The following is a 24497-nucleotide window of genomic DNA, read 5'->3' on the forward strand; positions in this document are numbered from 1 at the left end:
CTTCAGGTGTCAGTCGTCGCCGATCGACTTGGGCGCCGCCTTCTTGGGCTTGCCGAGCAGGTCCTCGATGGAACCGGTGATCCGCTGCTTCGGCTTGTGCTCCTTGTCGCCGCCGCCCTGCTGCCCGCCCATGGCACCCATCATCGGCGCCATGCCGCCCATCATGCCCATGCCACCGGGAGCGGCCCCAGAACGGCCACCGGCGGCCGCGGCGGCCTGTCCGGCACCGGCACCCCTGTCGGCCGCCGGAACCTGCTCAGCGACGCCTGTGGCGCCACCGAACTGCATCGGCTGCTCGGCTGCCGCGGGAGTGCCGGCCGAACCGCCCACCCCGCCACCGACACCGCCGCCGACCGCGCCGCCACCACCGCCGGCCGCGCCACCCGGTGAGGCACCGGTGCTCGCGGCCGCGGTGGCCGAGGCCTTGGCGGGTTCGGGCATCCTGGTCTCGGGCGTGGAAGGCGCCGTGTAGGTCCAGTTCTGCTCGGGGTAGCGGTGCTCCATCCGCACGGCACCGAACCCGTCCGCCTCACCGGAAACCCCGTCGCACAGCTTCAGGAAGGCCTCCAGCACCTGCCGCGCCGACTCGTGCAGCTCGCGGACCGGGTGCGCGACCTCCTCGATGTGCCTGACCGCCCGCTGGTCGCCGCCGAGCGGCAGCGAGGCCGTGCCGGACACCGAGTCGGCGACGTCGGCGAGCACGTGCGCCATGTCCTGCACGATCACGCGCACGCCGTCCGCGGTCTCCTCCAGCGCGTCCGCCATGGCGTTCATCGCGTCGGACATGTCCCCGCCCGCGAGCCCGACCTGGCGCATGTGGTCGAGGAACGCGTCGGCGTCCTTGCCCTCCCACCGCGCGTCGACCCCGCCCAGCGGCGCGGAGACGTGCTCGGTGACGGCCTCGGTCACCTCCGCGGCCTTGCGCCAGCGCTCCGCTTCCTCGCGCAGGTCGTTCCAGTCGCCCACCAGCGGGTCGAAGAAGTCGTGCACGAGGTCCACGACACCGAGCTCGCGGCTGACCCGCGAGAGGTAGTCGAGCTCGGGACCCACCTCGGCCGCGATCCGCCTGCCGTCCTTGGTCACCATCACGGGCCCCCTACCGCCGGTCGGCCTTCTTGATGGCCTGCACGCCCTCGTCGTCGCCGTGCCCGTACTGCTCCGCGACGGCGTGCAGACCCCGGGCGGCCGCCTCGAGGGTGTCGCAGGCACGGGCGAGCTGCGAGTTGAGCAGCTCGGCCGCCCGCGCGTACCCCTGTGCGGTACCGGCGGTTCTGCCGATCTCGCCGAACGACTCCGGGCGCAGCGGGGACACCTTCATGGCGTCCCGCACGCGCCGCAGGTCGTCCGTCGTCCCGTCGATGCGGTCGGCGTACTTCTCCAGCCACGCCGCGTCGACGCTGATCCGACCGGCCAAGACTCAGTCCCCCAAACAAAACTCCGGGTGCATTCGTCCGTTTCGACGATGATGCACCCGGAGTGGTTCCGCCACTTCCCGGCCGGCTACTTCTGGGTGGCCGCCTGCGGGTCCTTGAGGGTGCCGCCCGGAGCCGGGATCGAGTCGTAGCTGCGGTTGGCCTCGTTCTTGTTGAGCTGCGGCCCCATCGGCAGCAGGCTCAGGATCTGGTTCGGTGCCGGCGGGAACGTCCCGTCGAGACCCAGCGCCGTCGCGGTGCCCGCGTCCGGCACGCCGTAGCGCACGCCGCGGCCCGTGACGATCTGGACCGGACCGGTGCCGAAGTCGCCCTTGCCCTGGCTCGCCCGCACGACGGCGGCCTTGCCCGGCAGCATCAGGAACTCGTCGACGATCTCACCGGACGCGCCCGCCGCGTTCAGCTCGACCGGCGTCATGTCCTTCGGGCCGGGCAGCCGCGAGCCGATCGTGACCGTGGTGTGCTCGGCCTTGGTCTGCTCGGTGAAGTTGTCGGCCTTCCAGCCGAGGCACAGGACGGTGTTGCCGGCGTTCGCCTCGAGCGTGCTGGGGATCTTCTTCGGGTAGGAGTCGAGCTTGAGCGGGTTGGTCGGCGCCTGCCGGTTCGAGACCGTGCTCGGCGAGAGCAGCACCGACTCCTTGTTGTTCGCGTACGACCAGCGCAGCAGGTCGCCGACGGTCTCGTCGACGGTCTGGAAGCCGTCCTCCAGCACCACCATGGACTCGAGGCCGCCCTGCCGCTCGACCCGGATCACGTCCCCGATGCTGACCTTGGTCTCGGTGACGTAGGTGGCCTGCTTGCCCTGGTTCGGGATCTGCGGCGCGGCCAGCGGGGAGACCTCGGGGATCGTGGTGAGCAGCGCGGTGCTGATCGAGCGGGCCTGCTTGCCGGTCAGCTTGAGGGCGTTGACGACCTTGTCGTTCTTGAGGTCCACCTCGGCGCGGACGGTCGACGACGAGATGTCGGTGCGGCTGTCCGGCTTCTTGTAGATCAGGTAGGCCTTCTTGGCGCCGGTGCGCTGCTGCACGAGCACCGCCTCCTCGCCGAGCTGCGGGTTGCCCTCGCTGACGCCCGCGATCACGGAGGTCTTGATCTGGTTCTCCGCCGCCTGGTTCTCGCGGAACTCGTCCAGGTCGAGGGTGTCGCACACCGACCACTGCGCGTCGATCCGCATGTCGCCCTTCGGCAGCACGTCCGGCGCGTCCGGCAGACCCGTGAGCCTGCCGCGCGGCAGGCTCGCCAGCGCCTTCTCGCTCACGAGCTTCGGGGCGCCGCCGGCGGCCTCCTGCGGGGCTCCCGCGGTGCCGCCCGGCGCGTCACCGCCGACCTGGCCCTGCTGCGCGTCGGGGTTGTTGCGCGAGTACCAGAGCAGCCGGGCCGAGGCCAGGTTCGTCATCGGGATCAACCGCCGCGGCGCGTTGTCGACGACGTAGACCTGGCCGGTCTCCTTGCTGATGGCGATCTGCGTCTGGTCGTCCAGCTTCGGCGCCGGGCTGAAGAGCCCGACGATCAGGAAGCCCAGCAGACCGACGACACCCAGGACCACACCCACCGCTGTCGCACGCGAGTGGTTGCGCATGGGGTCGTGCAACATCACGGCGTCTCTGCGGACCAGAGCAGACTGCATCCGCCGCAGGACGAATTGGTAGGCCTGGACCTGTGACTTGGTGGTGGGTGTTGATGCCATTCTCGGCTCGCTGCTCTCCCAGTCGCGGTACGGTTCGGCAGGATAGCCGGACGCAGGTTGCTTCGTGGGCCGGTTCGCCAAGCCCACCGAACCATCGAGGGGAAAGAGACCACAACGGATGTCCGTGACCACTCCACATCCGCCCCGGCCCAACCCAGGGATGGCACGGCCGCAGGGACCTGGGAGTCCTCCCGGCCAGCAGGCACCCGCGCCTCCGCGTCCGGTCGGGCGTGTCCGTCGCAGAGCCGCGGGTGTGAGCCTCGGCTCGTTGCCCGTGTCGAACGTAGTCACGATCGAGGTCGGTCTCGCCATCGCCCTCCTCGTGCTGGCGATCATGGGCGTGAAGCAGGGCGACGCGCTGAACGTCGTCTCCGTCTCGATCGCGGGCGGTGTGCTCCTCGTCGCACTGATCCTGGCGTTCACCCGTTCGCGTGGCCGCTGGCTCACCCAGTGGATCGGCATCCGCCTGCGCTACAACTTCCGGTCGCACAGCCGCACCGCGAAGCGCGCGGAGCAGCAGGAGTCCAAGCCCGGTGACGACGAGATGCAGGTGCTCGGCCCGGAGGACCCGCGCGTCGCGTTGCTGCGCCTGGCGATCCCGGACCTGGTGATCGCCAAGGGCGTCGACCACGAACGCCGTCCGCTCGCGCTGTCGTGGCACGACGGCGTGTGGACCGCGGTGCTGCTGGTCGACCCGACGCCGCCGCTGATCTCCGCGGTCGGCTCGGCCCCGTCGCTGCCGCTGGGAGCGCTCACACCGTGCCTCGAGGACCGGGGTGTCGTGCTCGACGCGATCACCGTGATCTGGCACTGCTACCCCGGCAGCGCGGCACTCCCGCCGAACTCCCCGGCCGTCAGCTCGTACATGGAGGTGCTCGGCCCGCTGCCCGCGGCGGCCCGGCGCACCACGTGGATCACGGTCCGGCTGGACCCGCGCCGCTGCGGCGAGGCGATCCGGGAGCGCGGCGGCGGCGTCGTCGGCGCCCACCGCGCGCTGATCGGCGCGTTGTCCCGCGTCCGCAACGCCCTGGAGTCCGCCGGCGTCACGATCCGCCCCCTCGACTCGGACGAGCTGCTGCGCGCGGCGATCTCGTCGGCCGAGCTGACCGCGGCGGTCGGGGGCACGAACCCCGTGTCGCTGCGGGAGAAGTGGAAGGGCGTCACCGCGGGTGGCGTCGGTCACGCGAGCTACGCGATCACCGGCTGGCCGTCCAAGGGCCTCAAGGGCAACCTGAACTCGCTGACCGGTGTGCGCGCTCTCTCGTCCACGCTCGCGATGTCCATCTCACCGTCGCGTGAGGACGGTCAGGTCTCGCTGCGCGGCCTGGTGCGGGTGAGCGCCCGCACGCCGAGCGAACTCGACAGGGCCGAGGACCAGCTGTCGAAGCTGGGTGACAAGCTCGACATCACGCTGACCCCGTTGCGGGGCATGCAGCTCGCGGGCCTCGCCGCGACGCTGCCGCTGGGAGGTGTGGCATGAGCTCGTCGTCCCGTCTGCTCGACTCGCGCGGCCGCGGCGCGGTGGCACCGGAGTTCCTGGTGTCGCCGTCCATGCTCGACCTGGTCAGCCCGAGTGGTGACCGCGGCGGCATGATGCTCGGCCAGGGCACGAAGGGCGAGCCGCTCAGCGTGTCCGTCCTGCGCCCGACGCCGACCCGCATGGTGGTCGTGGGCGGCCTCTACCTGGCCCGCCAGATCGCGTTGCGCGCCATGGCGACCGGCGCGTGGATCATCATCGCGACGGGCCGCCCGCAGGCGTGGCAGCCGGTCGTGCGCGCCGCGGGCCAGGGCCCGGACGGGCGACCGTCTCAACTGGTCCAGTTGCGCCGGCTGTCCCCTGCGGACCTCCCGCGCCCGACCGAGGACATGCCGCTGCTGGTGATCCACGACGGCGGCCACGTCCCGCAGGAGCTGTTCCCGCCGCGAGCCCCGTGGCAGACCACGATGTACGTGCTGCCGTACCTGCACCCGCAGGCGTCGTCCACGGCGAACAACGCGGACCTCGTGCTGCTGCAGCGCCTGCCGATGGGTCAGGCGCAGCTGGCCGGGCAGATGTGGCGCCTGCGCCCGCAGATGTTCCAGCAGCTGACCCAGCTGAAGGACGACCAGGTCATCGCCATGGGCCAGGACATGTGGGCGCACCTGCGCCTGTACACCACGCCCGGTGAGCAGCAGATCCTCGGAGCCGTCCGCCGCGGCGATTGAGTGCCGTGTCCGAATAGGCGAAACATGCGCCCCGAACGGTTCATCGTTCGGGGCGCAATTGTTTTGTAAAGAGATCAGCCGCAGCAACCGGTTCACAGCCACCCGCAAATCTGTGGATTCGCCATTCGATGGCAATGTCGTGGACCGTCTTGTGCGCTTTCAGTCCGCACCACTAAGAAAATTCTCACTGCACAACCCTGCGACGAGGGAGCTTGCTGCTATGGGAGAATCGTGGGCCAGACGAGCGGCTGGAATCGGGCTGGTGGCGGGCACTGCGCTCGCCCTGTCGTCCGTCTCCGCCACCGCTGCGCCCGAGGGGGAGATTCGCAACCTCGGTGCGCCCAACTCCGTCAAGGACAGCTACATCGTGGTGCTGAAGGACTTCAGCACCACGAGCACGGACGACCTGAGCGCTAAGTACGGCGCCAAGGTGAAGCACTCGTACAAGTCCGCTTTGCGCGGTTTCTCGGCGCAGATGTCCGAATCGCAGGCCAAGCGCCTCGCCGCGGACCCGGCCGTCGCCTACGTCGAACAGGACGGCGAAGTCCGCATCTCCGAAACGCAGGCGCCGACCCCGTCCTGGGGCCTCGACCGCATCGACCAGCGAGCGCTCCCGCTGGACAACAGCTACACCTACCCGAACCGCGGCGCGGGTGTCACGGCGTACATCATCGACACCGGCATCCGCCTCACCCACACCGACTTCGGCGGCCGCGCCGTGTCCGGAACGGACACCGTTGACAACGATGCCGACGCCTCGGACTGCAACGGCCACGGAACCCACGTCGCGGGCACCGTCGGCGGCACGAGGTTCGGCGTCGCGAAGGACGTGAAGCTCGTCGCCGTCCGAGTCCTGAACTGCTCGGGCTCCGGCACGTTCGCGGGCGTCATCGCGGGCATCGACTGGGTCACCGCGGACGTCCAGGCCAACCCGGCCCGCAAGCCCGCGGTGGCCAACATGTCGCTGGGCGGCGGCGCCAACCAGACCGTCGACGACGCCGTCTCCCGCTCCATCGCCGCAGGCGTGACCTACGGCCTCGCAGCGGGCAACGACAGCGGCGGCAACGCCTGCAACACCTCGCCGGCCCGCACCCCGGAAGCCATCACAGTCGGCTCCACGGACCGCACGGACGCCCGTTCGAGCTTCTCGAACCTCGGCACCTGCCTCGACATCTTCGCCCCCGGCCGCGACATCACGAGCGCCTGGCTGACGAACGACGACGCCACCAACACCATCAGCGGCACCTCGATGGCCACCCCGCACGTCGTGGGCGCGGCCGCCGTCTACCTCGGCTCCAGCCCCACCGCCACCCCGCAGCAGGTCCGCGACGCCCTGGTCGACAACGCCACCTCCGACGCGGTCACCTCGCCCGGCACCGGCTCCCCGAACAAGCTGCTCCACATCACCGGCACGGCCCCCGGCAACCCGCCCGGCCAGTGCCCCGCCATCACCAACGACGCCGTCACCGCCATCCCGGACGCGGGCGAGATCAAGTCCCCCATCACCATCGCCGACTGCAACGGCAAGGCAGGCGCCACCGCCACCGTGAAGGTCGCCATCACCCACACCTACCGCGGTGACCTCGAAGTGGCCCTCATCGCCCCCTCGGGCGCGGTGAAGACCCTCAAGGTGGGCAACGGTTCCGACAGCGCCGACAACCTCAACGCCACCTACACCGTGAACGTCTCGACGGAGGACGCGAACGGCACCTGGCAGCTGCGGGTGCGCGACCTCTACCGCCAGGACACGGGCAACATCGACTCGTGGACGCTCGACCTCTGAGCCCCGAGCCTCTCAGCCGCACCACCAGGAGCCCCCGGCACACGCCGGGGGCTCCTCCCCTTTGCGGTGGGGTGCGGGCTGCTGGGAGGGCACCGCGGGGGTGGAGGCGGGCCGTCGGGGAGGAGCAGGGCGACCGGGTGGGCTGGCGGGCAGCCGAGGCGCGACGGGACGAGCACAGGTGGGCCGGGGCATTCCGGGCGTGGCGGGCCTGGCATAGCCGGGATGGCTGACACATCCGAGATCGGGCGGGCACGCCACAAATCGGCGAAGCCAGATGGGTTCGCCCGATCGAACGCGACGAAGGCGAGCCGTCTTCACCACAAGGCCTGGGTGGGGTGGTTTCGACACGAGTAGCGCCATAGCCGCCGAAAGCACCAGGCGTGCCATCAACCCGCGAACGGCGCTGGCCCGGTTTTCGATCAGATCGGCGGGGTCTGGGGCGGAGCCCCAACCACACCTCAGGACAGGGTGCGAACCCGTCGAGTCGCCTCGGCCCGAGCCGCCAACTCCGCATCCGCAGGAAAGTCCACCCGAACCAACGACAACCCATGAGCAGGAGCCACGGCAACCCCAGAAGCCCGCCCCTGCAACGACAACAGGGACGCAGGCCACTCAACGGCCTTCCGCCCCTCCCCCACAGCCAGCAAAGCCCCGATCAACGACCGGACCATCGAGTGGCAGAAAGCATCGGCGGACACGAACGCCGTGATGACACCATCATCCGCAGACCGCACCAACTCGAGCCGCTGCAACTCACGAATGGTCGTAGCACCCTCACGCCGCTTGCAAAAAGCACAAAAGTCGTGCTCCCCCAACAACAACCCGGCGGCGACGTTCATCGCGGGAACGTCCAGCGGCCGGGGCCAGGCCAGCGTGTCCAACCGCCGCAACGGATGCGCGCCGAAAGCGGCGTCCGTGACGCGGTATTCGTAATGCCGGCGCAACGCGGAAAAGCGAGCGTCAAAAGCAGCAGGCACCACACGTGCCGAAAACACGCGCACGTCCGAGGGCAACGCACGGGCAAGCCGCTTCGGCAGGGCCGCGACATCCACCGACTCGGGCAGGTCGGCATGAGCCACCTGGCCCGCGGCGTGCACGCCCGCGTCGGTGCGGCCGGCGACGGTCAGGGACACGTCCTCGCGCAGCACCATCGACAGCGTGTCCTCCAGGACGCCGCACACGGTCCGGCGCGACGGCTGGCGGGCCCAGCCGGAGAACTCCGTGCCGTCGTAGGCGAGGTCGAAGCGCACACGAACGAGCCCGCCGCCCCCGGAAGCGGGAACGGCGGGCTCGTCAGCAGTCGGACTGCTCAGGACTTGTCCTTCTCGGACTTGTCCTCAGCCGCGACCTCGGCGCCCTCGGCGGGCTCCTCAGCGGCGTCCTTGGTGGCGGACTCGGGCGCCTCGGCGTCCTGGTCCTTCACCTCGTCGTCCGCCTCGACGACCGGGGCCTCGGCGGCGGCCGGCTTCTCGTCCTTGGCGAACTTGGTCTTGCGCGCAGCCTCGGCCTCGGTGGAGACGAGCTTCTGCTGCACCAGCTCGATGATGGCCATGGGGGCGTTGTCGCCCTTGCGCGCCAGCGTCTTGGTGATGCGGGTGTAGCCACCGGAACGGTCGCTGAAGAACGGACCGATCTCGGCGATCAGCTTGTGCACGACGTCCTTGTCGCGGATCACCTTCATGATCTCGCGACGGTTGTGCAGGTCGCCGGCCTTGGCCTTGGAGATGATCTTCTCGGCGTACGGACGCAGCCGCTTCGCCTTCGCCTCAGTGGTCTTGATCCGGCCGTGCTGGAACAGCGCCGTCGCCAGGTTGGCGAGCAGCAGCCGCTCGTGCGCCGGAGACCCACCGAGCCGTGGGCCCTTGGTAGGGGTGGGCATCGCTTGCTCCTGTAGTAACTAAAAGAGATCCTCTAGCTCTGAATCAGAGCGTCAGAGCTGCTCGGTCTCCGCGTAGTCCTGACCGTCGTCGTGCGGGTCCAGGCCGGCACCGGCGCCCCAGCCCGTGTCACCGGGGTGGTAGTCGGCAGCAGCCGCGGACGGGTCGAACCCAGGAGGCGAGTCCTTCAGGGCGAGGCCGAGGCCGACGAGCTTCATCTTGACCTCGTCGATCGACTTCGCACCGAAGTTGCGGATGTCCAGCAGGTCCGCCTCGCTGCGCGACACGAGCTCACCGACGGTGTGGATGCCTTCCCGCTTCAAGCAGTTGTAAGACCGGACCGTGAGGTCCAGGTCCTCGATAGGCATCGCGAACGCGGCGATGGTGTCGGCTTCGGCCGGCGACGGGCCGATCTCGATGCCCTCGGCGTCGATGTTCAGCTCGCGAGCGAGGCCGAACAGCTCCACCAGGGTCTTGCCCGCGGAGGCAACCGCGTCCCTCGGGGTGATCGAGGGCTTGGTCTCCACGTCGAGGATCAGCTTGTCGAAGTCCGTGCGCTGCTCGACACGAGTCGCCTCGACCTTGTACGTCACCTTGAGAACAGGCGAGTAGATCGAGTCGACGGGGATGCGGCCGATCTCGGCGCCCGCCTGCTTGTTCTGGACAGCCGGGACGTAGCCGCGACCGCGCTCGACGACGAGCTCGATCTCCAGCTTCCCCTTGCCGTTCAGGGTCGCGATGTGCAGGTCGGGGTTGTGCACGGTGACACCGGCCGGAGGCACGATGTCGCCCGCGGTCACCACACCGGGGCCCTGCTTGCGCAGGTACATGGTCACCGGCTCGTCCTCCTCGGACGAGACGACGAGCTCCTTCAGGTTCAGGATGACGTCGGTGACGTCCTCCTTCACCCCGGGAACCGTGGTGAACTCGTGCAGCACGCCGTCGATGCGGATGCTCGTGACAGCAGCACCGGGGATCGACGAGAGCAGCGTGCGGCGGATCGAGTTGCCGAGCGTGTAACCGAAGCCCGGCTCCAGCGGTTCGATGACGAACCGGGAACGGGTCTCGGAGACCGCTTCCTCGCCGAGCGAGGGGCGCTGGGAAATCAGCACTGGGTTCTTCCTTTCAGCAACGACGCCCGCTATTTGACGCCGTCAACAACAGCCAGCCGCGAGGACCGGCAAACGCACTCGGCACACCCTTCGCGCCGATGCGGGACCCGACCCGAGCCACCGTCCAAAGCAGACAGTGGCCCGGAGAGGATCACTTCGAGTAGAGCTCGACGATGAGCTGCTCGGTGACAGGCGTGTCGATCTGCGCGCGCTCGGGCAGCTGGTGCACGAGGATGCGCAGGTTCGAGGGAACGACCTGCAGCCAAGCGGGAATCGGGCGGTCACCGAAGGACGCGCGAGCGGCCTCGAAGGGCAGCGTCGGCATGGACTTCGGCTTCACGTCGATGATGTCGAACTTCGACACCTGGTAGCTCGGGATGTTCACCTTGTGGCCGTTGACCAGGAAGTGACCGTGAGCAACCAGCTGACGAGCCTGGCGACGCGTGCGGGCGAGGCCCGCGCGGTACACCACGTTGTCGAGGCGGGCCTCGAGGATCTGGAGCAGGTTCTCGCCGGTCTTGCCCGGGCGACGAACCGCTTCCTTGTAGTAGCGGACGAACTGACGCTCAAGAACGCCGTAGGTGTAACGAGCCTTCTGCTTCTCCTGGAGCTGCAGCAGGTACTCGGACTCCTTGACCCGGCCACGGCCGTGCTGGCCGGGCGGGTACGGACGGCGCTCGAACGCCTGGTCCCCACCAACGAGGTCGACCTTCAGGCGGCGCGAGATGCGCGTCGCGGGTCCCGTGTAACGAGCCATTAGTTCTTACTCCTCCCCGTGCCTCAGACCCGGCGCCGCTTGGGCGGGCGGCAGCCGTTGTGGGGCTGCGGGGTCACGTCCTGGATGGTGCCGACCTCGAGACCGGCGGCCTGCAGCGAACGGATCGCGGTCTCACGGCCGGAGCCGGGACCCTTCACGAACACGTCCACCTTGCGCATGCCGTGCTCGGCGGCCTTGCGGGCGGCGTTCTCGGCAGCCATCTGCGCCGCGAACGGCGTGGACTTGCGCGAGCCCTTGAAACCCACGTGGCCGGCGGACGCCCAGCTGATCACGTTGCCCAGCGGGTCCGTGATGGACACGATGGTGTTGTTGAACGTGCTCTTGATGTGCGCCTGGCCGTGCGAGACGTTCTTCTTTTCCTTGCGCCGGATCTTCTTGACCCCGGCGCCCTGACGGGACTTCGGTGGCAAAACGAGCTCCTAAGTTGAGGGCAGTAGACGCGAGGTCTTACTTCTTGCCGGCCTTCTTCTTGCCGGCGACGGTCTTCTTCGGACCCTTGCGGGTGCGAGCGTTCGTCTTGGTGCGCTGACCGCGAACGGGCAGGCCGCGACGGTGCCGAAGACCCTCGTAGCAGCCGATCTCCATCTTGCGACGGATGTCGGCCTGAACCTCACGGCGGAGGTCACCCTCGACCTTGTAGTTCGTCTCGATGTGGTCCCGCAGCTTGGCGAGGTCGTCGTCCGTCAGATCCTTCACCCGGAGGTCCGGGGAGATCTCCGTGGCGGCGAGCAGCTCCTTGGAGCGCGTACGACCGATGCCGAAGATGTAGGTGAGCGCGATCTCCATCCGCTTTTCGCGGGGGAGGTCGACGCCAGCGAGTCGTGCCATGTGGCGGTTAACTCCTGTCGATTACTTCCAGGTCTGCTCCTCGTCCAGTTCCGGTGACTGACTCGCTGTGTGTCGTTCCGGCTGCTCTCACAGCCGGTGTCCCGGCCCCGGCCTGGAATCCGGGGGTGTCCGCACGCTTGAAGCCCTGCGTGCGGCAGGTACGAGGAGGCTTCTCGTTACTGCGTCATCGAAAGACCTCGACGAGCGCGAGTGGAACTGCTCAGCCCTGGCGCTGCTTGTGGCGCAGGTTCTCGCAGATCACCATGACCCGGCCGTGACGGCGGATCACCTTGCACTTGTCGCAGATCTTCTTGACGCTCGGCTGAACCTTCACGCCTGAGATCTCCTGCTACTGGAGGTCACTTGTAGCGGTAGACGATGCGCCCGCGGGACAGGTCGTAGGGCGAGAGCTCCACGACAACCCGGTCCTCAGGGAGGATGCGGATGTAGTGCTGTCGCATCTTGCCGCTGATGTGCGCGAGTACCTTGTGACCGTTCTCCAACTCGACCCTGAACATCGCGTTGGGGAGCGGCTCGACTACGCGGCCCTCGACCTCAATGGCCCCGTCCTTCTTGCCCATGTCCTCCGCGTTTCGTGACGGTGATAAATACGTTTGGGCGCGTCCCAGCTCGGCTCGATCTCACCTGCGAGGGCATGACAGAACCGGCGCGACAGATGCGCCACCTGACCAGTGTACGCAGTTCACAGCGGCAACCCAAATCGGGTCCGGTCGGAGCCCTGGTCGGGCAGCGCGCCCCGCTCGAGCACCGGCCGCAGGCGCTCGACGTCGTTGAACTCCGACTCGTGCCGGCCGAGCACGGACCTGAGCGTCCGCAGGCGTTGAGCGGCGGTCCTCCACCCGTAGCCGGTCTCGTCGGAACACCTCTGAGCTGCGTTGTTGAGCGCGAGGTCGCCGGACCCGACCCCGTAGCTCGCGGGACTCGGGTCGCCGGGCCCGAGCTGGGTGAACCCCACCCGGTCGAGGCAGTGCAGCAGCGTGGCCTCGGTCGCCCGCGTCTCGGCGGCCTCCGGACCCGACTGGAGCAGCACCTGCCACTCGTGCACGACGACGTCGTGCAGCGCCGTGATGCGTTTCACGGCGTTGACGTACTCCCACGGCGCGGAGGAACGCACGCTCCCTCCGCAGCCGCCGTCGACCGGAGGTGGCGGGCCGGTGAAGTTCGGACGCCTCACGACCACGTCGGAGAACGGCGGCTCGCAGCCCTCGGTCTCGGCTATGACGTCGGCGAGGAAGAGCCGGTCGGCGATCCGTTCCGCCGGCACGTCCTGGTAGGTGAAATCGGTGGCCGGCTTCGTGGCAGCACAGCCTGCTAGTGGAATCAGAAGAGCGGACAGGACGAAACGGGTTACCCCCACAATGCCCCCAAGCATTGGACTCGCTCGTCACCTCGACCGTATCCGTGCGCGCAAACGAAATAGCCCCGCTCGCCTGAGGGCGAACGGGGCTGCGTTCGAAAACTGTTGGGGCGTCAGTCTTCCTCGGGTGCCGTGAGCACCCAGGGGCCGTCCTCGGTGATCGCGACGCTGTGCTCCCAGTGCGCGGCACGCGTGCCGTCGAGCGTGATGACGGTCCAGCCGTCCTCGAGCTCCTGCGAGTCGTCCGTGCCGAGCGTCAGCATCGGCTCGATCGCGATGGCCATGCCGACCTTGAGCTTCGGGCCCTTGCCGGGCTTGCCGTAGTTCGGCAGGAACGGCTCCATGTGCATCTTGGTGCCGATGCCGTGGCCGCCGTAGTCCGCGACGATGCCGTACTCGATGCCGTCGCGCTCACCCGACTCGATGGCCGAGGTCTCGATGGCGAACGAGATGTCCGTGAGCCTGCCGCCGGGCACCGCGGCCTCGATGCCCGCGAGCATCGACAGCCTGGTCGCCTCGGACAGCTTGTGGTCCGCGGGCGACAGCTCGCCGACGCCGACCGTGACGGCCGAGTCGCCGTGCCAGTCGTCGAGGATCGCGCCGCAGTCGATGGAGATCAGGTCTCCCTCGGCCAGCACCTGCTGCTTGCTGGGGATGCCGTGGACGATCTGGTCGTTCACCGACGCGCAGATGCTCGCCGGGAAGCCGTGGTAGCCCTTGAACGACGGGATGGCGCCGGCTTCGCGGATGGTCTGCTCGGCGATCTCGTCGAGCTCCCACGTGGAGACGCCGGGCTTCACCGCAGCGACGACGTTCTTCAGCGCCCGCGCCACGACCAGGCCGGCGGCGCGCATGGCCTGCAACTGGCCGGGCGTCTTGATCTCGATCTTGCTCATGCGTTCACCGAATGACTCGACAGGGCGGGGTGGTCCCCCGGCAAAGGACACGGGCTCCGGTGACGCCGGCCGATGGCCGACGAGCACCGAAGCCCGCCTCGTACAACTGCTACTTCTCGTCGCGCAGGGAGTTCAGCGCGGCCAGTGCCCGCTCGCTGATCTCGTCGATCTCGCCCACCGCGTCGATGGAGATGACCTTGTCCGCGTAGTAGTCGAGCAGCGGCGCGGTCTCGTTGCGGTACACCTGCTGGCGGTGCCGGATGACGTCTTCCTTGTCGTCCGTGCGCCCGCGTGCGAGCAACCGCTCCACCACGACGTCCTCGTCGACCCGGAACTCCAGCACCGCGTCGAGCGAGTGGCCGCCGACCGCCAGGAACTCGCCCAGCTTGTCGGCCTGGGCGACGTTGCGGGGGAACCCGTCGAGCAGGAACCCGTCCGCCGCGTCGGCCTCGGCCAAGCGCTTGCGCACCATCTCGTTCGTGATGGAGTCCGGCACGAGAGCGCCCTCGTCGAGGATGCTCTGCACCTCCAGCCCGAGCTCGGTCTGGTTGCTGATGTGTGACCGGAAGAGGTCGCCCGTCGAGATGTGCGGCACGCCGAGCTTGCGGCTCAGAACTTCGGCCTGGGTGCCCTTGCCCGCACCGGGCGGGCCAACGAGAACGAGTCGCATCTAGCGGAGGAACCCTTCGTAATTGCGCTGCATGAGCTGGCTCTCGATCTGCTTCACGGTGTCGAGACCGACACCGACCATGATCAGAACCGCGGTGCCGCCGAACGGGAAGTTCTGGTTCTGGCCGTCGCCGGTCAGGTCCAGGAACAGGTTCGGCAGGATCGCCACGATGCCGAGGTAGAGCGAACCGGGGAGCGTGATGCGACCCAGGACGAACTTGAGGTACTCGGCGGTGGGGCGACCGGGGCGGATGCCGGGGATGAAGCCACCGAACTTCTTCATCTCGTCCGCACGCTCGTCCGGGTTGAACGTGATGCCGACGTAGAAGTACGTGAAGAAGACGATGAGCAGGAAGTACGAGGCGATGTGCACCCAGCTCGACTGCTTGACCAGGTAGGTCTGGACGAAGGTGGAGAACCAGTTCGTCTCGGTCGAGGTGCCCTGGGTCAGGCGCACGATCAGGTCCGGCAGGTACAGCAGCGAAGAGGCGAAGATGACCGGGATGACGCCGGCCTGGTTCACCTTGAGGGGGAGGTACGTCGACGTGCCGCCGTACATGCGGCGGCCGATCATGCGCTTGGCGTACTGCACCGGGATGCGGCGCTGGGCCTGCTCGACGTAGATGACGCTCGCGATGATGAGGAGAGCAGCAGCAAGGACCAGGAAGAAGGTGATCCGGCTTTCGTCCTTGTCCCAGATGTTCTTGCCCTCGGCCGGGATGCGGGCGGCGATGCCGGTGAAGATCAGCAACGACATGCCGTTGCCGATGCCCTTCTCCGTGATCAGCTCACCCAGCCACATGATGACCGAGGTACCGGCGGTCATGGTGATGACCAGCACGATGAGGGTGAAGATGCTGTCCTTGTTGGGGATGACGTCCTGGTCGCACTCGCCGAAGAGCTGCCCGCGCACCGCCAGCGCCACGAGACCGGTCGACTGCAGGATCGCGAGACCGATCGTCAGGTAGCGCGTGTACTGCGTCAGCTTGCCCTGACCGGCCTGTCCTTCCTTCTTCAGCTGCTCGAACCGCGGGATGACCACGGTGAGCAGCTGGATGATGATGCTCGCGGTGATGTAGGGCATGATGCCCAGCGCGAACACGGACAGGTTGAGCAGTGCACCACCGCTGAACAGGTTGATCAGCGAGTAGATGTTCTGGCCCTCGAGCGCTTCGGCGCACGCCCGCACGTTCTTGAAGGACACGCCCGGCGCGGGCATGGTCGCACCAAGCCGGTACACAATGATGATCCCGAGCGTGAAGAGGATCTTCTTGCGTAGATCCGGCGTCGCGAGAGCCGAGCGGAATGCGCCGAGCACGCGAACCTCCTGAGCGTTGCCGACCCCCAGGGACCGGCACATGCGGTAGTTGGCAGGCCGAGGTAGGTAGCCACGACCAAGCAACCCGGAGGACATCCGGGTTCAGCCCGCAACACTAACAGCCCACCCCGACCAGCCCGTACCCAGTGGCCAATCACAGGTTCCAAGCGGTTGATCTCTGCCCGAACCACTAGGCCATCCGGGGTACCGCCACCCGCAAATCCGTGCTATCAGCAGCACTTTCCGCCGATCGCGAACGTTTGCGGGCGTTGTGAAGTTCCCGCAGAAATCCCCGCAGAGCGAACCTGGCGCGTCGGGCGCCGGGGCTTGGTGCGCACCCGCCGGAGGGGGCGGAACGCGGCGCGCAGAGGGGTGCCGCGGGGGCGAGAGTGGTGGGCGGGGGCCTCGAGCAGTCGGTAACGAACGCGGCAGGTGTGGATCGCGCGGCGCTGGCTGTGGTCTCCCACCCGACACGACCACGCGCACAGGCCTGGCGAGGTGCCAACCGCACTCGCCCTCCCACCGCAACCACGCACGCAGGCCCGGCGCGCGGTGCCAACCTGCGCCCACCCGTACAAGGCCGACCACGCATCCAGCCTGGCGTGGCGATGCGCAGCGAGCCGTCCGAACCTTCAGGCACTCAGAGGCGGTGCACACCTGCACTGGCGATTGGGGCTTTACCTTGAGGGGCGGGGTGCTACCCCTCTGGGCACGGCCGGGCGCTTTTCAGCCCGGCCTTTTCCGGCCGTCACAGCACCCCGCCAGAGGCTCAAGGTCAAGCCCCAATCGCACCCCAAAACTCGTCAAGACCCGCAGGACCACCCTCGCAAGGCGACCCGACCAACAAAACGCGACCAAACACGAAGGGCCCCGAGGCAACAGCCTCGGGGCCCTTCGGTGAGTTCTGGTGTCAGAACATCAGGACGCGATGGTGGTCGAACCACCAGCAGCGGCCAGCTTCTCCACAGCGGACTTGGAGAACTTGTCGGCGGTGACGTCCAGCTTGACGCTGACGTCGCCATCGCCCAGCACCTTGACGAGCTTGCCCTTGCGGACGAGGCCCGCCAGCACCAGCGCGGGAACGTCCACCGTGCCGCCCTCCGGGAAGGAGGCAGCGATGGCGGAGACGTTCACAACCTGGTACTCGGTGCGGAACGGGTTCTTGAAGCCCTTGAGCTTCGGGAGCCGCATGTGCAGCGGCATCTGGCCACCCTCGAAGCGCGGCGAGACGTTCTTGCGAGCGCCCGTGCCCTTCGTGCCGCGGCCGGCGGTCTTGCCCTTGGAGCCCTCACCACGACCGACGCGGGTCTTGGCGGTCTTGGCTCCGGGGGCGGGACGCAGGTCGTGGATCTTGATGGTCACGACTGGACCTCCTCAACAACCACCAGGTGGCGCACGGCCTTGATGAGGCCGAGGACCTGGGGGGTGTCCTCACGCACGACCGACTTGCGGATCTTGCCGAGCCCGAGGGTCCGGATCGACTCGCGGTGGTTGTGCTTGGTACCGATGGTGCTGCGAACCTGCGTGATCTTGAGCTGAGCCATGATCACACCCCCTGGCCCGCGCGAGCGCGGATCATGCCGGCGGGGGCGACGTCCTCGAGGGGCAGGCCACGACGGGCCGCGACCTCTTCGGGACGCTGCAGGCCCTTGAGGGCCGCCACGGTCGCGTGCACGATGTTGATCGCGTTGTCGGAGCCGAGCGACTTCGACAGCACGTCGTGCACGCCGGCGCACTCGAGGACGGCGCGGACAGCGCCACCCGCGATGACACCGGTACCGGCCGAGGCCGGACGCAGCAGGACCACACCAGCGGCCTTCTCACCCTGGACCGGGTGGGGAATCGTGCCGGCGATGCGGGGAACGCGGAAGAAGTTCTTCTTCGCTTCCTCGACACCCTTGGCGATGGCCGCGGGAACTTCCTTGGCCTTGCCGTAGCCGACGCCGACCATGCCGTCGCCGTCGCCCACCACCACGAGGGCGGTGAAGCTGAAGCGACGACCACCCTTGACCACCTTGGAGACGCGGTTGATCGCAACCACGCGCTCGAGGTGGGGGGTCTTCTCCTGGGCCGCGCCGCCGCGGCCGCCGTCACGACGGTCGCGGCGCTCTCCGCGCTCGCCCCCGCCGCCTTCGCGACGCGTACGTCCTGGCATCAGGCGTCCCTCTCAATTCCGGTGATGATCATTGTCAGAACTCCAGCCCCGCCTCGCGAGCGGCGTCAGCCAGAGCGGCGATGCGGCCGTGGTACGCGTTGCCACCGCGGTCGAACACGACCGCCGTGACGCCGGCGTCCTTGGCACGGGCCGCGGCCAGCTGGCCGACCTTGGCCGCACGGGCCTTCTTGTCGCCCTCGAGGGCACGGACGTCGGCCTCCATGGAGGAAGCGGACGCGATCGTGTGGCCCTTGAGGTCGTCGATGATCTGCACGGTGATGTGCTTCGACGAACGGTGCACGGCCAGGCGCGGACGCTCGGCGGTGCCGTTGACCTTCTTGCGGAGGCGGAAGTGGCGACGGGTCTTGGCAACACGACGCCTGGTGGAGATGTCCTTGCCCACCGGCTTGCGCTTCGTAACAGTCGACTCGCTCATGTCACTTACCCGTCTTTCCGACCTTGCGACGGATCTTCTCGCCCGAGTAGCGGACGCCCTTGCCCTTGTACGGGTCGGGCTTGCGCAGCTTGCGGATGTTGGCGGCGACCTCACCGACCAGCTGCTTGTCGATACCCGAGACGGAGAAACGGGTCGGGGTCTCGACCGCGAAGGTGATGCCCGCGGGGGCCTCGACCTTGACGGGGTGCGAGTAACCGAGCGCGAACTCGAGCTCAGAGCCCTTGAGCGCGACGCGGTAACCGACGCCGTGGATTTCCATCTTCTTTTCGTAACCCTGGGTCACACCGACGACCATGTTGTGCACGAGCGTGCGCGACAGGCCGTGGAGCGCGCGGTTGCGACGCTCGTCGTTCGGGCGCTTGACCTCGAGCGTGCCGTCCTCAGCCTTCTCCAGGCTGATCGGCTCAGCGATCGTCAGCGTCAGGGTGCCCTTCGGGCCCTTGATGCTCACGTCCTGGCCGGCGATGTTCACGTCGACCCCGGAGGGGACAAGAATCGGCTGCTTACCGATGCGCGACATGTCTACTCCCCCTTACCAAACGTAGGCGAGGACTTCTCCGCCCACGCCTGCCTTGTTGGCCTGGCGGTCGGTCATGAGACCACCAGAGGTCGAAATGATCGCCACACCGAGGCCACCGAGGACTCGGGGCAGACCGGTGGACTTCGCGTACACGCGCAGGCCGGGCTTCGACACGCGGCGGAGGCCCGCGATGCTGCGCTCCCGGTTCGGGCCGTACTTCAGCTCGACGACGAGGTTCTTCGCGACCTCGCCCTCCTCGTCGCGGTACGAGGCGATGTAGCCCTCGCGCTTGAGGATCTCGGCGATGTTGGCCTTCAGCTTCGAGTGCGGCATCACGACCTTGTCGTGGTAAGCCGAGTTCGCGTTGCGCAGACGAGTGAGCATGTCTGCGATCGGGTCGGTCATCGTCATGGTGACCTGGTCAACCTTTCTCGCTGCGGTTCACCGCTCGGGGTCCAGACCCGGCCCCCGGTGACGGGGGCCAGGACGGTCGCGTGCGGGCCTACAGCGAAGTAATGGTGCTTTGAATTACCAGCTGGACTTGCTCACGCCAGGCAGCTCACCGCGGTGAGCCATCTCGCGCAGGCAGATCCGGCAGAGGCCGAACTTGCGGAACACCGCGTGGGGGCGGCCGCAACGCTGGCACCGGGTGTAACCCCGGACCTTGAACTTCGGCTTCTTCGCGGCCTTGTTGATCAACGCCTTCTTGGCCATCGACTCAGTTCTCCTTGAACGGGAAGCCCAGGTGCTTCAGCAGCGCCCGGCCCTCCTCGTCGTTCGTGGCGGTGGTGACGACGGTGATGTCCATGCCGCGAGGCCGGTCGATAGCGTCCGGGTCGATCTCGTGGAACATCGACTGCTCGTTCAGACCGAACGTGTAGTTGCCGTTGCCGTCGAACTGCTTGCCCGACAGGCCGCGGAAGTCGCGGATGCGGGGCAGCGCGATCGTCAGCAGGCGGTCGAGGAACTCCCACATGCGGTCGCCGCGCAGCGTGACGCGCGCACCGATCGGCATGCCCTCGCGCAGCTTGAACTGCGCGATGGACTTGCGGGCCCGACGAACCTCGGGACGCTGGCCGGTGATGATCGAGAGGTCGCGAACCGCGCCCTCGATCAGCTTGCCGTCACGGGCGGCGTCGCCGACACCCATGTTGACGACGACCTTCACGACGCCCGGGATCTGCATCACGTTGGCGAAGGAGAACTGCTTCTGCAGCTCGCCCTTGACCTCGTCGCGGTAGCGCGTCTTGAGCCGCGGGATGATCTTCTCTGCGGTAGTCATGATCAGATGTCCTTCCCGTTACGACGGGAAATGCGGACCCGCTTGCCCTCGTCGTTCGTCCGGTAACCAACACGGGTCGGCTTGCCGTCCGAGTCGACCACCATCACGTTGGAGACGTTGATCGGGGCTTCCTGGGTCACGATGCCACCGGACTGCGCGCCCCGCTGGGTCTGCGTGATCTTGGTGTGCTTCTTGATCCGGTTGACGCCCTCGACCAGGACCTTGCCGGTCTCCGGGTAGGCCTGGATGACCTTGCCCTTCGCGCCCTTGTCCTTGCCGGCGATGACGACGACCGTGTCGCCCTTCTTCACCTTCATGGTCAGAGCACCTCCGGAGCCAGCGAGATGATCTTCATGAACCTCTTGTCGCGCAGCTCGCGCCCGACCGGGCCGAAGATGCGCGTACCGCGGGGCTCGTTGTCGTTCTTGATGAGCACGGCGGCGTTCTCGTCGAAGCGGATGTACGAGCCATCCGCGCGGCGGCGCTCCTTGACGGTGCGAACGATGACGGCCTTGACGACGTCACCCTTCTTCACGCCGGCGCCCGGGATCGCGTCCTTGACGGTCGCGACGATGATGTCGCCGATGCCCGCGTAGCGGCGGCCCGAACCACCGAGAACACGGATGCAAAGGATCTCCTTCGCACCGGTGTTGTCGGCGACACGAAGCCGCGACTCCTGCTGAATCACTTACTTGCTCCTTGACCATTCCTGGCCCGCCGGATTTCCGACCCGACGGGCTCGGTCTGTCTAGAAAGGAAGAACTTACTTGGCCTTCTCGAGGACCTCGACGAGCCGCCAGCGCTTGGTCGCCGACAGGGGCCGGGTCTCCATGAGCAGGACGCGGTCGCCGATGCCCGCCGTGTTCTCCTCGTCGTGCGCCTTCACCTTGGTGGTGGAGCGCATGACCTTGGAGTAACGCGGGTGCTTCTTGCGGTCTTCCAGCGCAACCACGATCGTCTTGTCCATCTTGTCGGACACGACGAGGCCCTCGCGGACCTTGCGGTCGTTGCGCTTCTCGGTCTGGACTTCGTTGCTTTCGGTCATGCCGCACCCTCACCAGTGGAATCCGGCGAAACGGAGAGCCCGAGCTCCCGCTCCCGCATCACGGTGTAGATCCGGGCGATGTCGTGCCGGACCGTGCGCAGCCGCCGGTTGTTGTCGAGCTGGCCCGTGGCCATCTGGAAGCGAAGGTTGAAGAGCTCTTCCTTCGATTCCTTCAGACGCAGCACGAGCTCTTCCTCGGTGAGCTCACGCAGCTCGGAAGCGGTGGTACCCGCTGCCATCAGAACTCACCACCCTCACGCGTAACGATGCGGCACTTCATCGGGAGCTTGTGGATCGCGCGGCGGAGCGCCTCGCGAGCGACCTGCTCGTTCGGGAAGGCCATCTCGAAGAGGACGCGACCCGGCTTGACGTTGGCCACCCACCACTCCGGCGAACCCTTACCGGAACCCATGCGGGTCTCGGCCGGCTTCTTCGTCAGCGGACGGTCCGGGAAGATGTTGATCCAGACCTTGCCGCCACGACGGATGTGGCGCGTGATGGCGATACGAGCGGACTCGATCTGCCTGTTGGTGACGTACGCCGGCTCCAGAGCCTGGATGCCGAACTCACCGAAGGTGACCTTCGTGCCGCCCTTGGCAGCGCCCGACCGCTTCGGGTGGTGCTGCTTGCGGTGCTTGACCCTACGAGGGATGAGCATGACTCAGCTCTCCGTCTTCTCTGCAGAAGCCGGGGCCTCGGCCGACGCGGAAGCGTCAGCTGCGGCACGGCCGGCCTCGGTGCTCGTCGCGGTGGTGCCGCTGGCACCCGAGCGACGGGCCCGGTTCGGACGCTCGCCACGGTCGCGGCGCGGGGCGCGGTCGGCCTGCGAAGGCGCAGCCGCGTCGAGCGCGCGCTTGGCGGAGATGCCACCGACGATGTCGCCCTTGTAGATCCACACCTTCACGCCGATGCGGCCGAACGTGGTGCGGGCCTCGAAGAAGCCGTAGTCGATGTTCGCGCGGAGCGTGTGCAGCGGCACGCGGCCGTCGCGGTAGTGCTCCGAGCGGGACATCTCGGCGCCGCCGAGGCGACCGCCGCACTGCACGCGGATGCCCTTGACCTGCGGCGAACGCATGGCCGACTGGATGGCCTTGCGCATCGCGCGCCGGAAGGCGACGCGGTTGGACAGCTGCTCGGCGACACCCTGTGCCACGAGCTGCGCGTCCGACTCCGGGCTCTTCACCTCGAGGATGTTGAGCTGGACCTGCTTCTTGGTGAGCTTCTCGAGCTCGCCGCGGATGCGGTCCGCCTCGGCGCCACGACGGCCGATGACGATGCCCGGCCGGGCGGTGTGGATGTCGACGCGCACCCGGTCACGGGTCCGCTCGATCTCCACCTTGGAGATGCCGGCACGCTCCATGCCCTTGCTGAGCAGGCGGCGGATCTTGACGTCCTCCGCCACGTACTCGGCGTACTGCTTGTCTGCGTACCAGCGGGACTTCCAGTCGGTGGTGATCCCCAGCCGGAAGCCGTGCGGGTTGATCTTCTGGCCCACTACCGCGTTCCCTTCGCGCTGGTCTTCTTGGGACGAGACTCCACCTCGATGGTGATGTGGCTCGTCCGCTTGCGGATCCGGTACGCGCGGCCCTGGGCACGCGGGCGGAAACGCTTGAGGGTCGGACCCTCGTCCACGTAGGCCACCGACACCCAGAGGGTGGAGGGGTCCAGGGACAGGTTGTTCTCGGCGTTGGCCATGGCGCTGGCGAGCACCTTCGCGACCGGCTCAGAGGCGGCCTGGGGCGCGAACTGGAGCACGGCCAGGGCCTCGCTGGCGTTACGACCCTTGATGAGCTCGATGACGCGACGCACCTTCATGGGGGTGTCGCGAACGTAACGAGCCCGAGCCACGGCGCGCGGAAACTCCGCTGCCTCAGCGTCCTTACGGGCGTTCATCGCTGCTTTTCCCTTGCTCTTCTCAGTTCGGCGCCTAGCGGCGACGAGACTTCCGGTCGTCCTTGATGTGGCCCTTGAAGGTGCGGGTCGGGGCGAACTCGCCCAGCTTGTGCCCGACCATGGCCTCGGTCACGAACACCGGGACGTGCTTGCGACCGTCGTGCACCGCGATGGTGTGGCCGAGCATGTCCGGGATGATCGTGGACCGGCGGGACCACGTCTTGATGACGGTCTTCTTGCCCGCTTCGTTCTGAACGTCCACCTTCTTGAGCAGGTGGTCGTCGACGAAGGGACCCTTCTTAAGGCTGCGAGGCATCCTTCACTCCCTCCCTGCTCAGCGCTTCTTACCGGTGCGACGACGCCGGACGATGAGCTTGTCGCTTGGCTTGCGGCGGCGGGTACGACCCTCGGGCTTACCAGCCGGGTTGACCGGGTGGCGACCACCGGAGGTCTTACCTTCACCACCACCGTGCGGGTGGTCGACCGGGTTCATGGCGACACCGCGGACGGTGGGCTTCTTGCCCTTCCACCGCATGCGGCCGGCCTTGCCCCAGTTGATGTTCTGGTGCTCGGCGTTGCCGACGGCGCCCAGCGTGGCGCGGCAGCGCACGTCCACGTTGCGGATCTCGCCCGAGGGCATCCGCAGCTGGGCGTACGGGCCGTCCTTCGCCACGAGCTGGACCGAGGCACCGGCCGAGCGGGCGATCTTCGCGCCACCGCCGGGGCGGAGCTCGATCGCGTGGATCACGGAGCCGACCGGGATGTTGCGCAGCGGCAGGTTGTTGCCCGGCTTGATGTCGGCCTTGGGGCCGTTCTCAACCGTGTCACCCTGCTTGAGCTTGTCCGGGGCGATGATGTAGCGCTTCTCGCCGTCCGCGTAGTGCAGCAGCGCGATGCGAGCGGTGCGGTTGGGGTCGTACTCGATGTGAGCGACCTTGGCCGGCACGCCGTCCTTGTCGTTGCGACGGAAGTCGATCAGGCGGTAAGCCCGCTTGTGACCGCCACCCTTGTGCCGCGTGGTGATCTTGCCCGAGGCGTTGCGGCCACCCAGCTTGTGCAGCGGGCGGATCAGCGACTTCTCCGGAGTCGACCGAGTGATCTCGGCGAAGTCGGAGACGCTCGCACCGCGACGACCGGGAGTCGTCGGCTTGTACTTGCGAATGCCCATCTCTACGCAGTCCTCG

Annotated in this window: 35 protein-coding genes; 3 read left to right on the plus strand and 32 right to left on the minus strand. The window is 67.8% G+C overall.

Annotated features, from left to right (window positions below; translation table 11 throughout):
* Positions 1 to 9: 9 nt before the first annotated feature.
* The 3 genes from BMY74_RS13630 to eccB form a co-directional block, all read right to left on the minus strand.
* A complete protein-coding gene (locus BMY74_RS13630; protein WP_089915222.1) occupies positions 10 to 1086 on the minus strand; it encodes a WXG100 family type VII secretion target in 1077 nt (358 codons plus the stop codon).
* Positions 1087 to 1096: 10 nt separating this feature from the next.
* Entirely contained in the window at positions 1097 to 1414 is a 318-nt protein-coding gene (locus BMY74_RS13635) for a type VII secretion target (RefSeq protein WP_089915225.1), read from the minus strand.
* A gap of 86 nt (positions 1415 to 1500) precedes the next feature.
* On the minus strand, positions 1501 to 3117 hold the full coding sequence (gene eccB / locus BMY74_RS13640; protein WP_089915228.1) for a type VII secretion protein EccB: 1617 nt from the start codon (positions 3115 to 3117) through the stop codon (positions 1501 to 1503).
* Positions 3118 to 3391: 274 nt separating this feature from the next.
* On the opposite strand from eccB, the gene eccE reads away from it, so the two are divergent.
* The 3 genes from eccE to BMY74_RS13655 all read left to right on the plus strand — a co-directional run bounded on the left by eccE (position 3392) and on the right by BMY74_RS13655 (position 7105).
* Positions 3392 to 4597: a type VII secretion protein EccE gene (eccE, locus tag BMY74_RS13645; RefSeq protein WP_245786105.1), complete on the plus strand. Its 1206-nt coding sequence runs from the start codon at positions 3392 to 3394 to the stop codon at positions 4595 to 4597.
* Complete coding sequence (locus BMY74_RS13650; RefSeq protein WP_089915236.1) at positions 4594 to 5322, plus strand: hypothetical protein; 729 nt, start codon at positions 4594 to 4596, stop codon at positions 5320 to 5322. Before eccE ends, BMY74_RS13650 begins: the two co-directional genes overlap by 4 nt.
* A gap of 220 nt (positions 5323 to 5542) precedes the next feature.
* Positions 5543 to 7105: a S8 family peptidase gene (locus BMY74_RS13655; RefSeq protein ID WP_089915239.1), complete on the plus strand. Its 1563-nt coding sequence runs from the start codon at positions 5543 to 5545 to the stop codon at positions 7103 to 7105.
* Between the two features lie 458 nt (positions 7106 to 7563).
* Here BMY74_RS13655 and truA read toward each other — a convergent pair whose 3' ends face one another.
* The 29 genes from truA to rplB all read right to left on the minus strand — a co-directional run bounded on the left by truA (position 7564) and on the right by rplB (position 24481).
* Entirely contained in the window at positions 7564 to 8355 is a 792-nt protein-coding gene (truA, locus tag BMY74_RS13660) for a tRNA pseudouridine(38-40) synthase TruA (protein WP_218159615.1), read from the minus strand.
* Positions 8356 to 8414: 59 nt separating this feature from the next.
* Entirely contained in the window at positions 8415 to 8984 is a 570-nt protein-coding gene (rplQ, locus tag BMY74_RS13665; protein ID WP_089915245.1) for a 50S ribosomal protein L17, read from the minus strand.
* 51 nt (positions 8985 to 9035) lie between these two features.
* The gene (locus BMY74_RS13670) at positions 9036 to 10094 is read right to left on the minus strand and encodes a DNA-directed RNA polymerase subunit alpha (protein WP_089915248.1); all 1059 of its coding nucleotides are present in this window, start codon (positions 10092 to 10094) and stop codon (positions 9036 to 9038) included.
* Positions 10095 to 10245: 151 nt separating this feature from the next.
* Positions 10246 to 10851, minus strand: coding sequence for a 30S ribosomal protein S4 (gene rpsD / locus BMY74_RS13675; protein ID WP_089915251.1), 606 nt, complete (start codon positions 10849 to 10851; stop codon positions 10246 to 10248).
* A gap of 23 nt (positions 10852 to 10874) precedes the next feature.
* On the minus strand, positions 10875 to 11282 hold the full coding sequence (gene rpsK, locus BMY74_RS13680) for a 30S ribosomal protein S11 (protein WP_065915981.1): 408 nt from the start codon (positions 11280 to 11282) through the stop codon (positions 10875 to 10877).
* Positions 11283 to 11319: 37 nt separating this feature from the next.
* Positions 11320 to 11700: a 30S ribosomal protein S13 gene (rpsM, locus tag BMY74_RS13685; RefSeq protein ID WP_089915254.1), complete on the minus strand. Its 381-nt coding sequence runs from the start codon at positions 11698 to 11700 to the stop codon at positions 11320 to 11322.
* A 220-nt stretch (positions 11701 to 11920) separates the two neighbouring features.
* Positions 11921 to 12034, minus strand: a complete 114-nt coding sequence (rpmJ, locus tag BMY74_RS13690) for a 50S ribosomal protein L36 (protein ID WP_010148647.1) — start codon at positions 12032 to 12034, stop codon at positions 11921 to 11923.
* Positions 12035 to 12059: 25 nt separating this feature from the next.
* On the minus strand, positions 12060 to 12281 hold the full coding sequence (infA, locus tag BMY74_RS13695; RefSeq protein WP_005166804.1) for a translation initiation factor IF-1: 222 nt from the start codon (positions 12279 to 12281) through the stop codon (positions 12060 to 12062).
* Positions 12282 to 12403: 122 nt separating this feature from the next.
* Positions 12404 to 12985, minus strand: a complete 582-nt coding sequence (locus tag BMY74_RS13700; RefSeq protein WP_089915257.1) for a hypothetical protein — start codon at positions 12983 to 12985, stop codon at positions 12404 to 12406.
* A gap of 206 nt (positions 12986 to 13191) precedes the next feature.
* Positions 13192 to 13974 (minus strand): type I methionyl aminopeptidase, encoded by a 783-nt coding sequence (map, locus tag BMY74_RS13705; RefSeq protein ID WP_089915259.1) that lies wholly within the window; start codon positions 13972 to 13974, stop codon positions 13192 to 13194.
* 109 nt (positions 13975 to 14083) lie between these two features.
* Positions 14084 to 14644 carry an adenylate kinase gene (locus BMY74_RS13710; protein ID WP_089915262.1) on the minus strand — a complete coding sequence of 187 codons (561 nt, stop codon included), beginning with the start codon at positions 14642 to 14644 and terminating at the stop codon, positions 14084 to 14086.
* A complete protein-coding gene (gene secY, locus BMY74_RS13715; protein WP_089915265.1) occupies positions 14645 to 15961 on the minus strand; it encodes a preprotein translocase subunit SecY in 1317 nt (438 codons plus the stop codon).
* Positions 15962 to 16879: 918 nt separating this feature from the next.
* Positions 16880 to 17323, minus strand: coding sequence for a 50S ribosomal protein L15 (gene rplO, locus BMY74_RS13720; protein ID WP_089915269.1), 444 nt, complete (start codon positions 17321 to 17323; stop codon positions 16880 to 16882).
* Complete coding sequence (gene rpmD / locus BMY74_RS13725) at positions 17320 to 17505, minus strand: 50S ribosomal protein L30 (RefSeq protein WP_089915761.1); 186 nt, start codon at positions 17503 to 17505, stop codon at positions 17320 to 17322. The genes rplO and rpmD overlap by 4 nt, the downstream gene beginning before the upstream one ends.
* 2 nt (positions 17506 to 17507) lie before the next feature.
* Positions 17508 to 18116: a 30S ribosomal protein S5 gene (gene rpsE, locus BMY74_RS13730; protein ID WP_030473451.1), complete on the minus strand. Its 609-nt coding sequence runs from the start codon at positions 18114 to 18116 to the stop codon at positions 17508 to 17510.
* 34 nt (positions 18117 to 18150) lie between these two features.
* A complete protein-coding gene (rplR, locus tag BMY74_RS13735; RefSeq protein WP_089915272.1) occupies positions 18151 to 18552 on the minus strand; it encodes a 50S ribosomal protein L18 in 402 nt (133 codons plus the stop codon).
* A gap of 1 nt (position 18553) precedes the next feature.
* Positions 18554 to 19093, minus strand: a complete 540-nt coding sequence (rplF, locus tag BMY74_RS13740; RefSeq protein ID WP_089915275.1) for a 50S ribosomal protein L6 — start codon at positions 19091 to 19093, stop codon at positions 18554 to 18556.
* Between the two features lie 12 nt (positions 19094 to 19105).
* The gene (rpsH, locus tag BMY74_RS13745) at positions 19106 to 19504 is read right to left on the minus strand and encodes a 30S ribosomal protein S8 (RefSeq protein WP_030473454.1); all 399 of its coding nucleotides are present in this window, start codon (positions 19502 to 19504) and stop codon (positions 19106 to 19108) included.
* 117 nt (positions 19505 to 19621) lie between these two features.
* Positions 19622 to 19807, minus strand: a complete 186-nt coding sequence (locus BMY74_RS13750) for a type Z 30S ribosomal protein S14 (protein WP_030473455.1) — start codon at positions 19805 to 19807, stop codon at positions 19622 to 19624.
* A 4-nt stretch (positions 19808 to 19811) separates the two neighbouring features.
* On the minus strand, positions 19812 to 20375 hold the full coding sequence (gene rplE, locus BMY74_RS13755) for a 50S ribosomal protein L5 (RefSeq protein ID WP_089915278.1): 564 nt from the start codon (positions 20373 to 20375) through the stop codon (positions 19812 to 19814).
* A 2-nt stretch (positions 20376 to 20377) separates the two neighbouring features.
* Complete coding sequence (gene rplX, locus BMY74_RS13760) at positions 20378 to 20692, minus strand: 50S ribosomal protein L24 (protein WP_045309812.1); 315 nt, start codon at positions 20690 to 20692, stop codon at positions 20378 to 20380.
* Between the two features lie 2 nt (positions 20693 to 20694).
* Entirely contained in the window at positions 20695 to 21063 is a 369-nt protein-coding gene (gene rplN / locus BMY74_RS13765) for a 50S ribosomal protein L14 (protein WP_089915281.1), read from the minus strand.
* Between the two features lie 75 nt (positions 21064 to 21138).
* The gene (rpsQ, locus tag BMY74_RS13770; protein WP_089915284.1) at positions 21139 to 21420 is read right to left on the minus strand and encodes a 30S ribosomal protein S17; all 282 of its coding nucleotides are present in this window, start codon (positions 21418 to 21420) and stop codon (positions 21139 to 21141) included.
* A complete protein-coding gene (gene rpmC / locus BMY74_RS13775) occupies positions 21417 to 21659 on the minus strand; it encodes a 50S ribosomal protein L29 (protein WP_089915286.1) in 243 nt (80 codons plus the stop codon). Before rpmC ends, rpsQ begins: the two co-directional genes overlap by 4 nt.
* The gene (gene rplP / locus BMY74_RS13780; protein WP_089915289.1) at positions 21659 to 22078 is read right to left on the minus strand and encodes a 50S ribosomal protein L16; all 420 of its coding nucleotides are present in this window, start codon (positions 22076 to 22078) and stop codon (positions 21659 to 21661) included. The genes rpmC and rplP overlap by 1 nt, the downstream gene beginning before the upstream one ends.
* Before the next feature lie 3 nt (positions 22079 to 22081).
* A complete protein-coding gene (gene rpsC / locus BMY74_RS13785; protein WP_089915292.1) occupies positions 22082 to 22915 on the minus strand; it encodes a 30S ribosomal protein S3 in 834 nt (277 codons plus the stop codon).
* Positions 22915 to 23313 (minus strand): 50S ribosomal protein L22, encoded by a 399-nt coding sequence (gene rplV, locus BMY74_RS13790; protein WP_089915295.1) that lies wholly within the window; start codon positions 23311 to 23313, stop codon positions 22915 to 22917. The genes rpsC and rplV overlap by 1 nt, the downstream gene beginning before the upstream one ends.
* Before the next feature lie 34 nt (positions 23314 to 23347).
* Complete coding sequence (gene rpsS / locus BMY74_RS13795) at positions 23348 to 23629, minus strand: 30S ribosomal protein S19 (protein WP_030478300.1); 282 nt, start codon at positions 23627 to 23629, stop codon at positions 23348 to 23350.
* 18 nt (positions 23630 to 23647) lie between these two features.
* The gene (gene rplB, locus BMY74_RS13800) at positions 23648 to 24481 is read right to left on the minus strand and encodes a 50S ribosomal protein L2 (RefSeq protein WP_089915298.1); all 834 of its coding nucleotides are present in this window, start codon (positions 24479 to 24481) and stop codon (positions 23648 to 23650) included.
* Positions 24482 to 24497 lie beyond the last annotated feature (16 nt).

Origin of the sequence: Lentzea albida, from assembly GCF_900111005.1 — a bacterium.
GTDB classification, from domain to species: Bacteria; Actinomycetota; Actinomycetes; order Mycobacteriales; family Pseudonocardiaceae; genus Lentzea; species Lentzea albida.

Bases quoted from the DNA above. Each gene is read 5' to 3' on its own strand.
- BMY74_RS13630 (WP_089915222.1), bottom strand. From the start codon at position 1,086: ATGGTGACCAAGGACGGCAGGCGGATCGCGGCCGAGGTGGGTCCCGAG.
- eccB (WP_089915228.1), bottom strand. From the start codon at position 3,117: ATGGCATCAACACCCACCACCAAGTCACAGGTCCAGGCCTACCAATTC.
- BMY74_RS13650 (WP_089915236.1), top strand. From the start codon at position 4,594: ATGAGCTCGTCGTCCCGTCTGCTCGACTCGCGCGGCCGCGGCGCGGTG.
- BMY74_RS13655 (WP_089915239.1), top strand. From the start codon at position 5,543: ATGGGAGAATCGTGGGCCAGACGAGCGGCTGGAATCGGGCTGGTGGCG.
- rplQ (WP_089915245.1), bottom strand. From the start codon at position 8,984: ATGCCCACCCCTACCAAGGGCCCACGGCTCGGTGGGTCTCCGGCGCAC.
- rpsD (WP_089915251.1), bottom strand. From the start codon at position 10,851: ATGGCTCGTTACACGGGACCCGCGACGCGCATCTCGCGCCGCCTGAAG.
- rpsM (WP_089915254.1), bottom strand. From the start codon at position 11,700: ATGGCACGACTCGCTGGCGTCGACCTCCCCCGCGAAAAGCGGATGGAG.
- infA (WP_005166804.1), bottom strand. From the start codon at position 12,281: ATGGGCAAGAAGGACGGGGCCATTGAGGTCGAGGGCCGCGTAGTCGAG.
- map (WP_089915259.1), bottom strand. From the start codon at position 13,974: ATGAGCAAGATCGAGATCAAGACGCCCGGCCAGTTGCAGGCCATGCGC.
- BMY74_RS13710 (WP_089915262.1), bottom strand. From the start codon at position 14,644: ATGCGACTCGTTCTCGTTGGCCCGCCCGGTGCGGGCAAGGGCACCCAG.
- rpmD (WP_089915761.1), bottom strand. From the start codon at position 17,505: ATGGCTCAGCTCAAGATCACGCAGGTTCGCAGCACCATCGGTACCAAG.
- rpsE (WP_030473451.1), bottom strand. From the start codon at position 18,116: ATGCCAGGACGTACGCGTCGCGAAGGCGGCGGGGGCGAGCGCGGAGAG.
- rplR (WP_089915272.1), bottom strand. From the start codon at position 18,552: ATGAGCGAGTCGACTGTTACGAAGCGCAAGCCGGTGGGCAAGGACATC.
- rplF (WP_089915275.1), bottom strand. From the start codon at position 19,093: ATGTCGCGCATCGGTAAGCAGCCGATTCTTGTCCCCTCCGGGGTCGAC.
- rpsH (WP_030473454.1), bottom strand. From the start codon at position 19,504: ATGACGATGACCGACCCGATCGCAGACATGCTCACTCGTCTGCGCAAC.
- BMY74_RS13750 (WP_030473455.1), bottom strand. From the start codon at position 19,807: ATGGCCAAGAAGGCGTTGATCAACAAGGCCGCGAAGAAGCCGAAGTTC.
- rplE (WP_089915278.1), bottom strand. From the start codon at position 20,375: ATGACTACCGCAGAGAAGATCATCCCGCGGCTCAAGACGCGCTACCGC.
- rplX (WP_045309812.1), bottom strand. From the start codon at position 20,692: ATGAAGGTGAAGAAGGGCGACACGGTCGTCGTCATCGCCGGCAAGGAC.
- rpsQ (WP_089915284.1), bottom strand. From the start codon at position 21,420: ATGACCGAAAGCAACGAAGTCCAGACCGAGAAGCGCAACGACCGCAAG.
- rpmC (WP_089915286.1), bottom strand. From the start codon at position 21,659: ATGGCAGCGGGTACCACCGCTTCCGAGCTGCGTGAGCTCACCGAGGAA.
- rplP (WP_089915289.1), bottom strand. From the start codon at position 22,078: ATGCTCATCCCTCGTAGGGTCAAGCACCGCAAGCAGCACCACCCGAAG.
- rplV (WP_089915295.1), bottom strand. From the start codon at position 23,313: ATGAACGCCCGTAAGGACGCTGAGGCAGCGGAGTTTCCGCGCGCCGTG.
- rpsS (WP_030478300.1), bottom strand. From the start codon at position 23,629: ATGCCTCGCAGCCTTAAGAAGGGTCCCTTCGTCGACGACCACCTGCTC.
- rplB (WP_089915298.1), bottom strand. From the start codon at position 24,481: ATGGGCATTCGCAAGTACAAGCCGACGACTCCCGGTCGTCGCGGTGCG.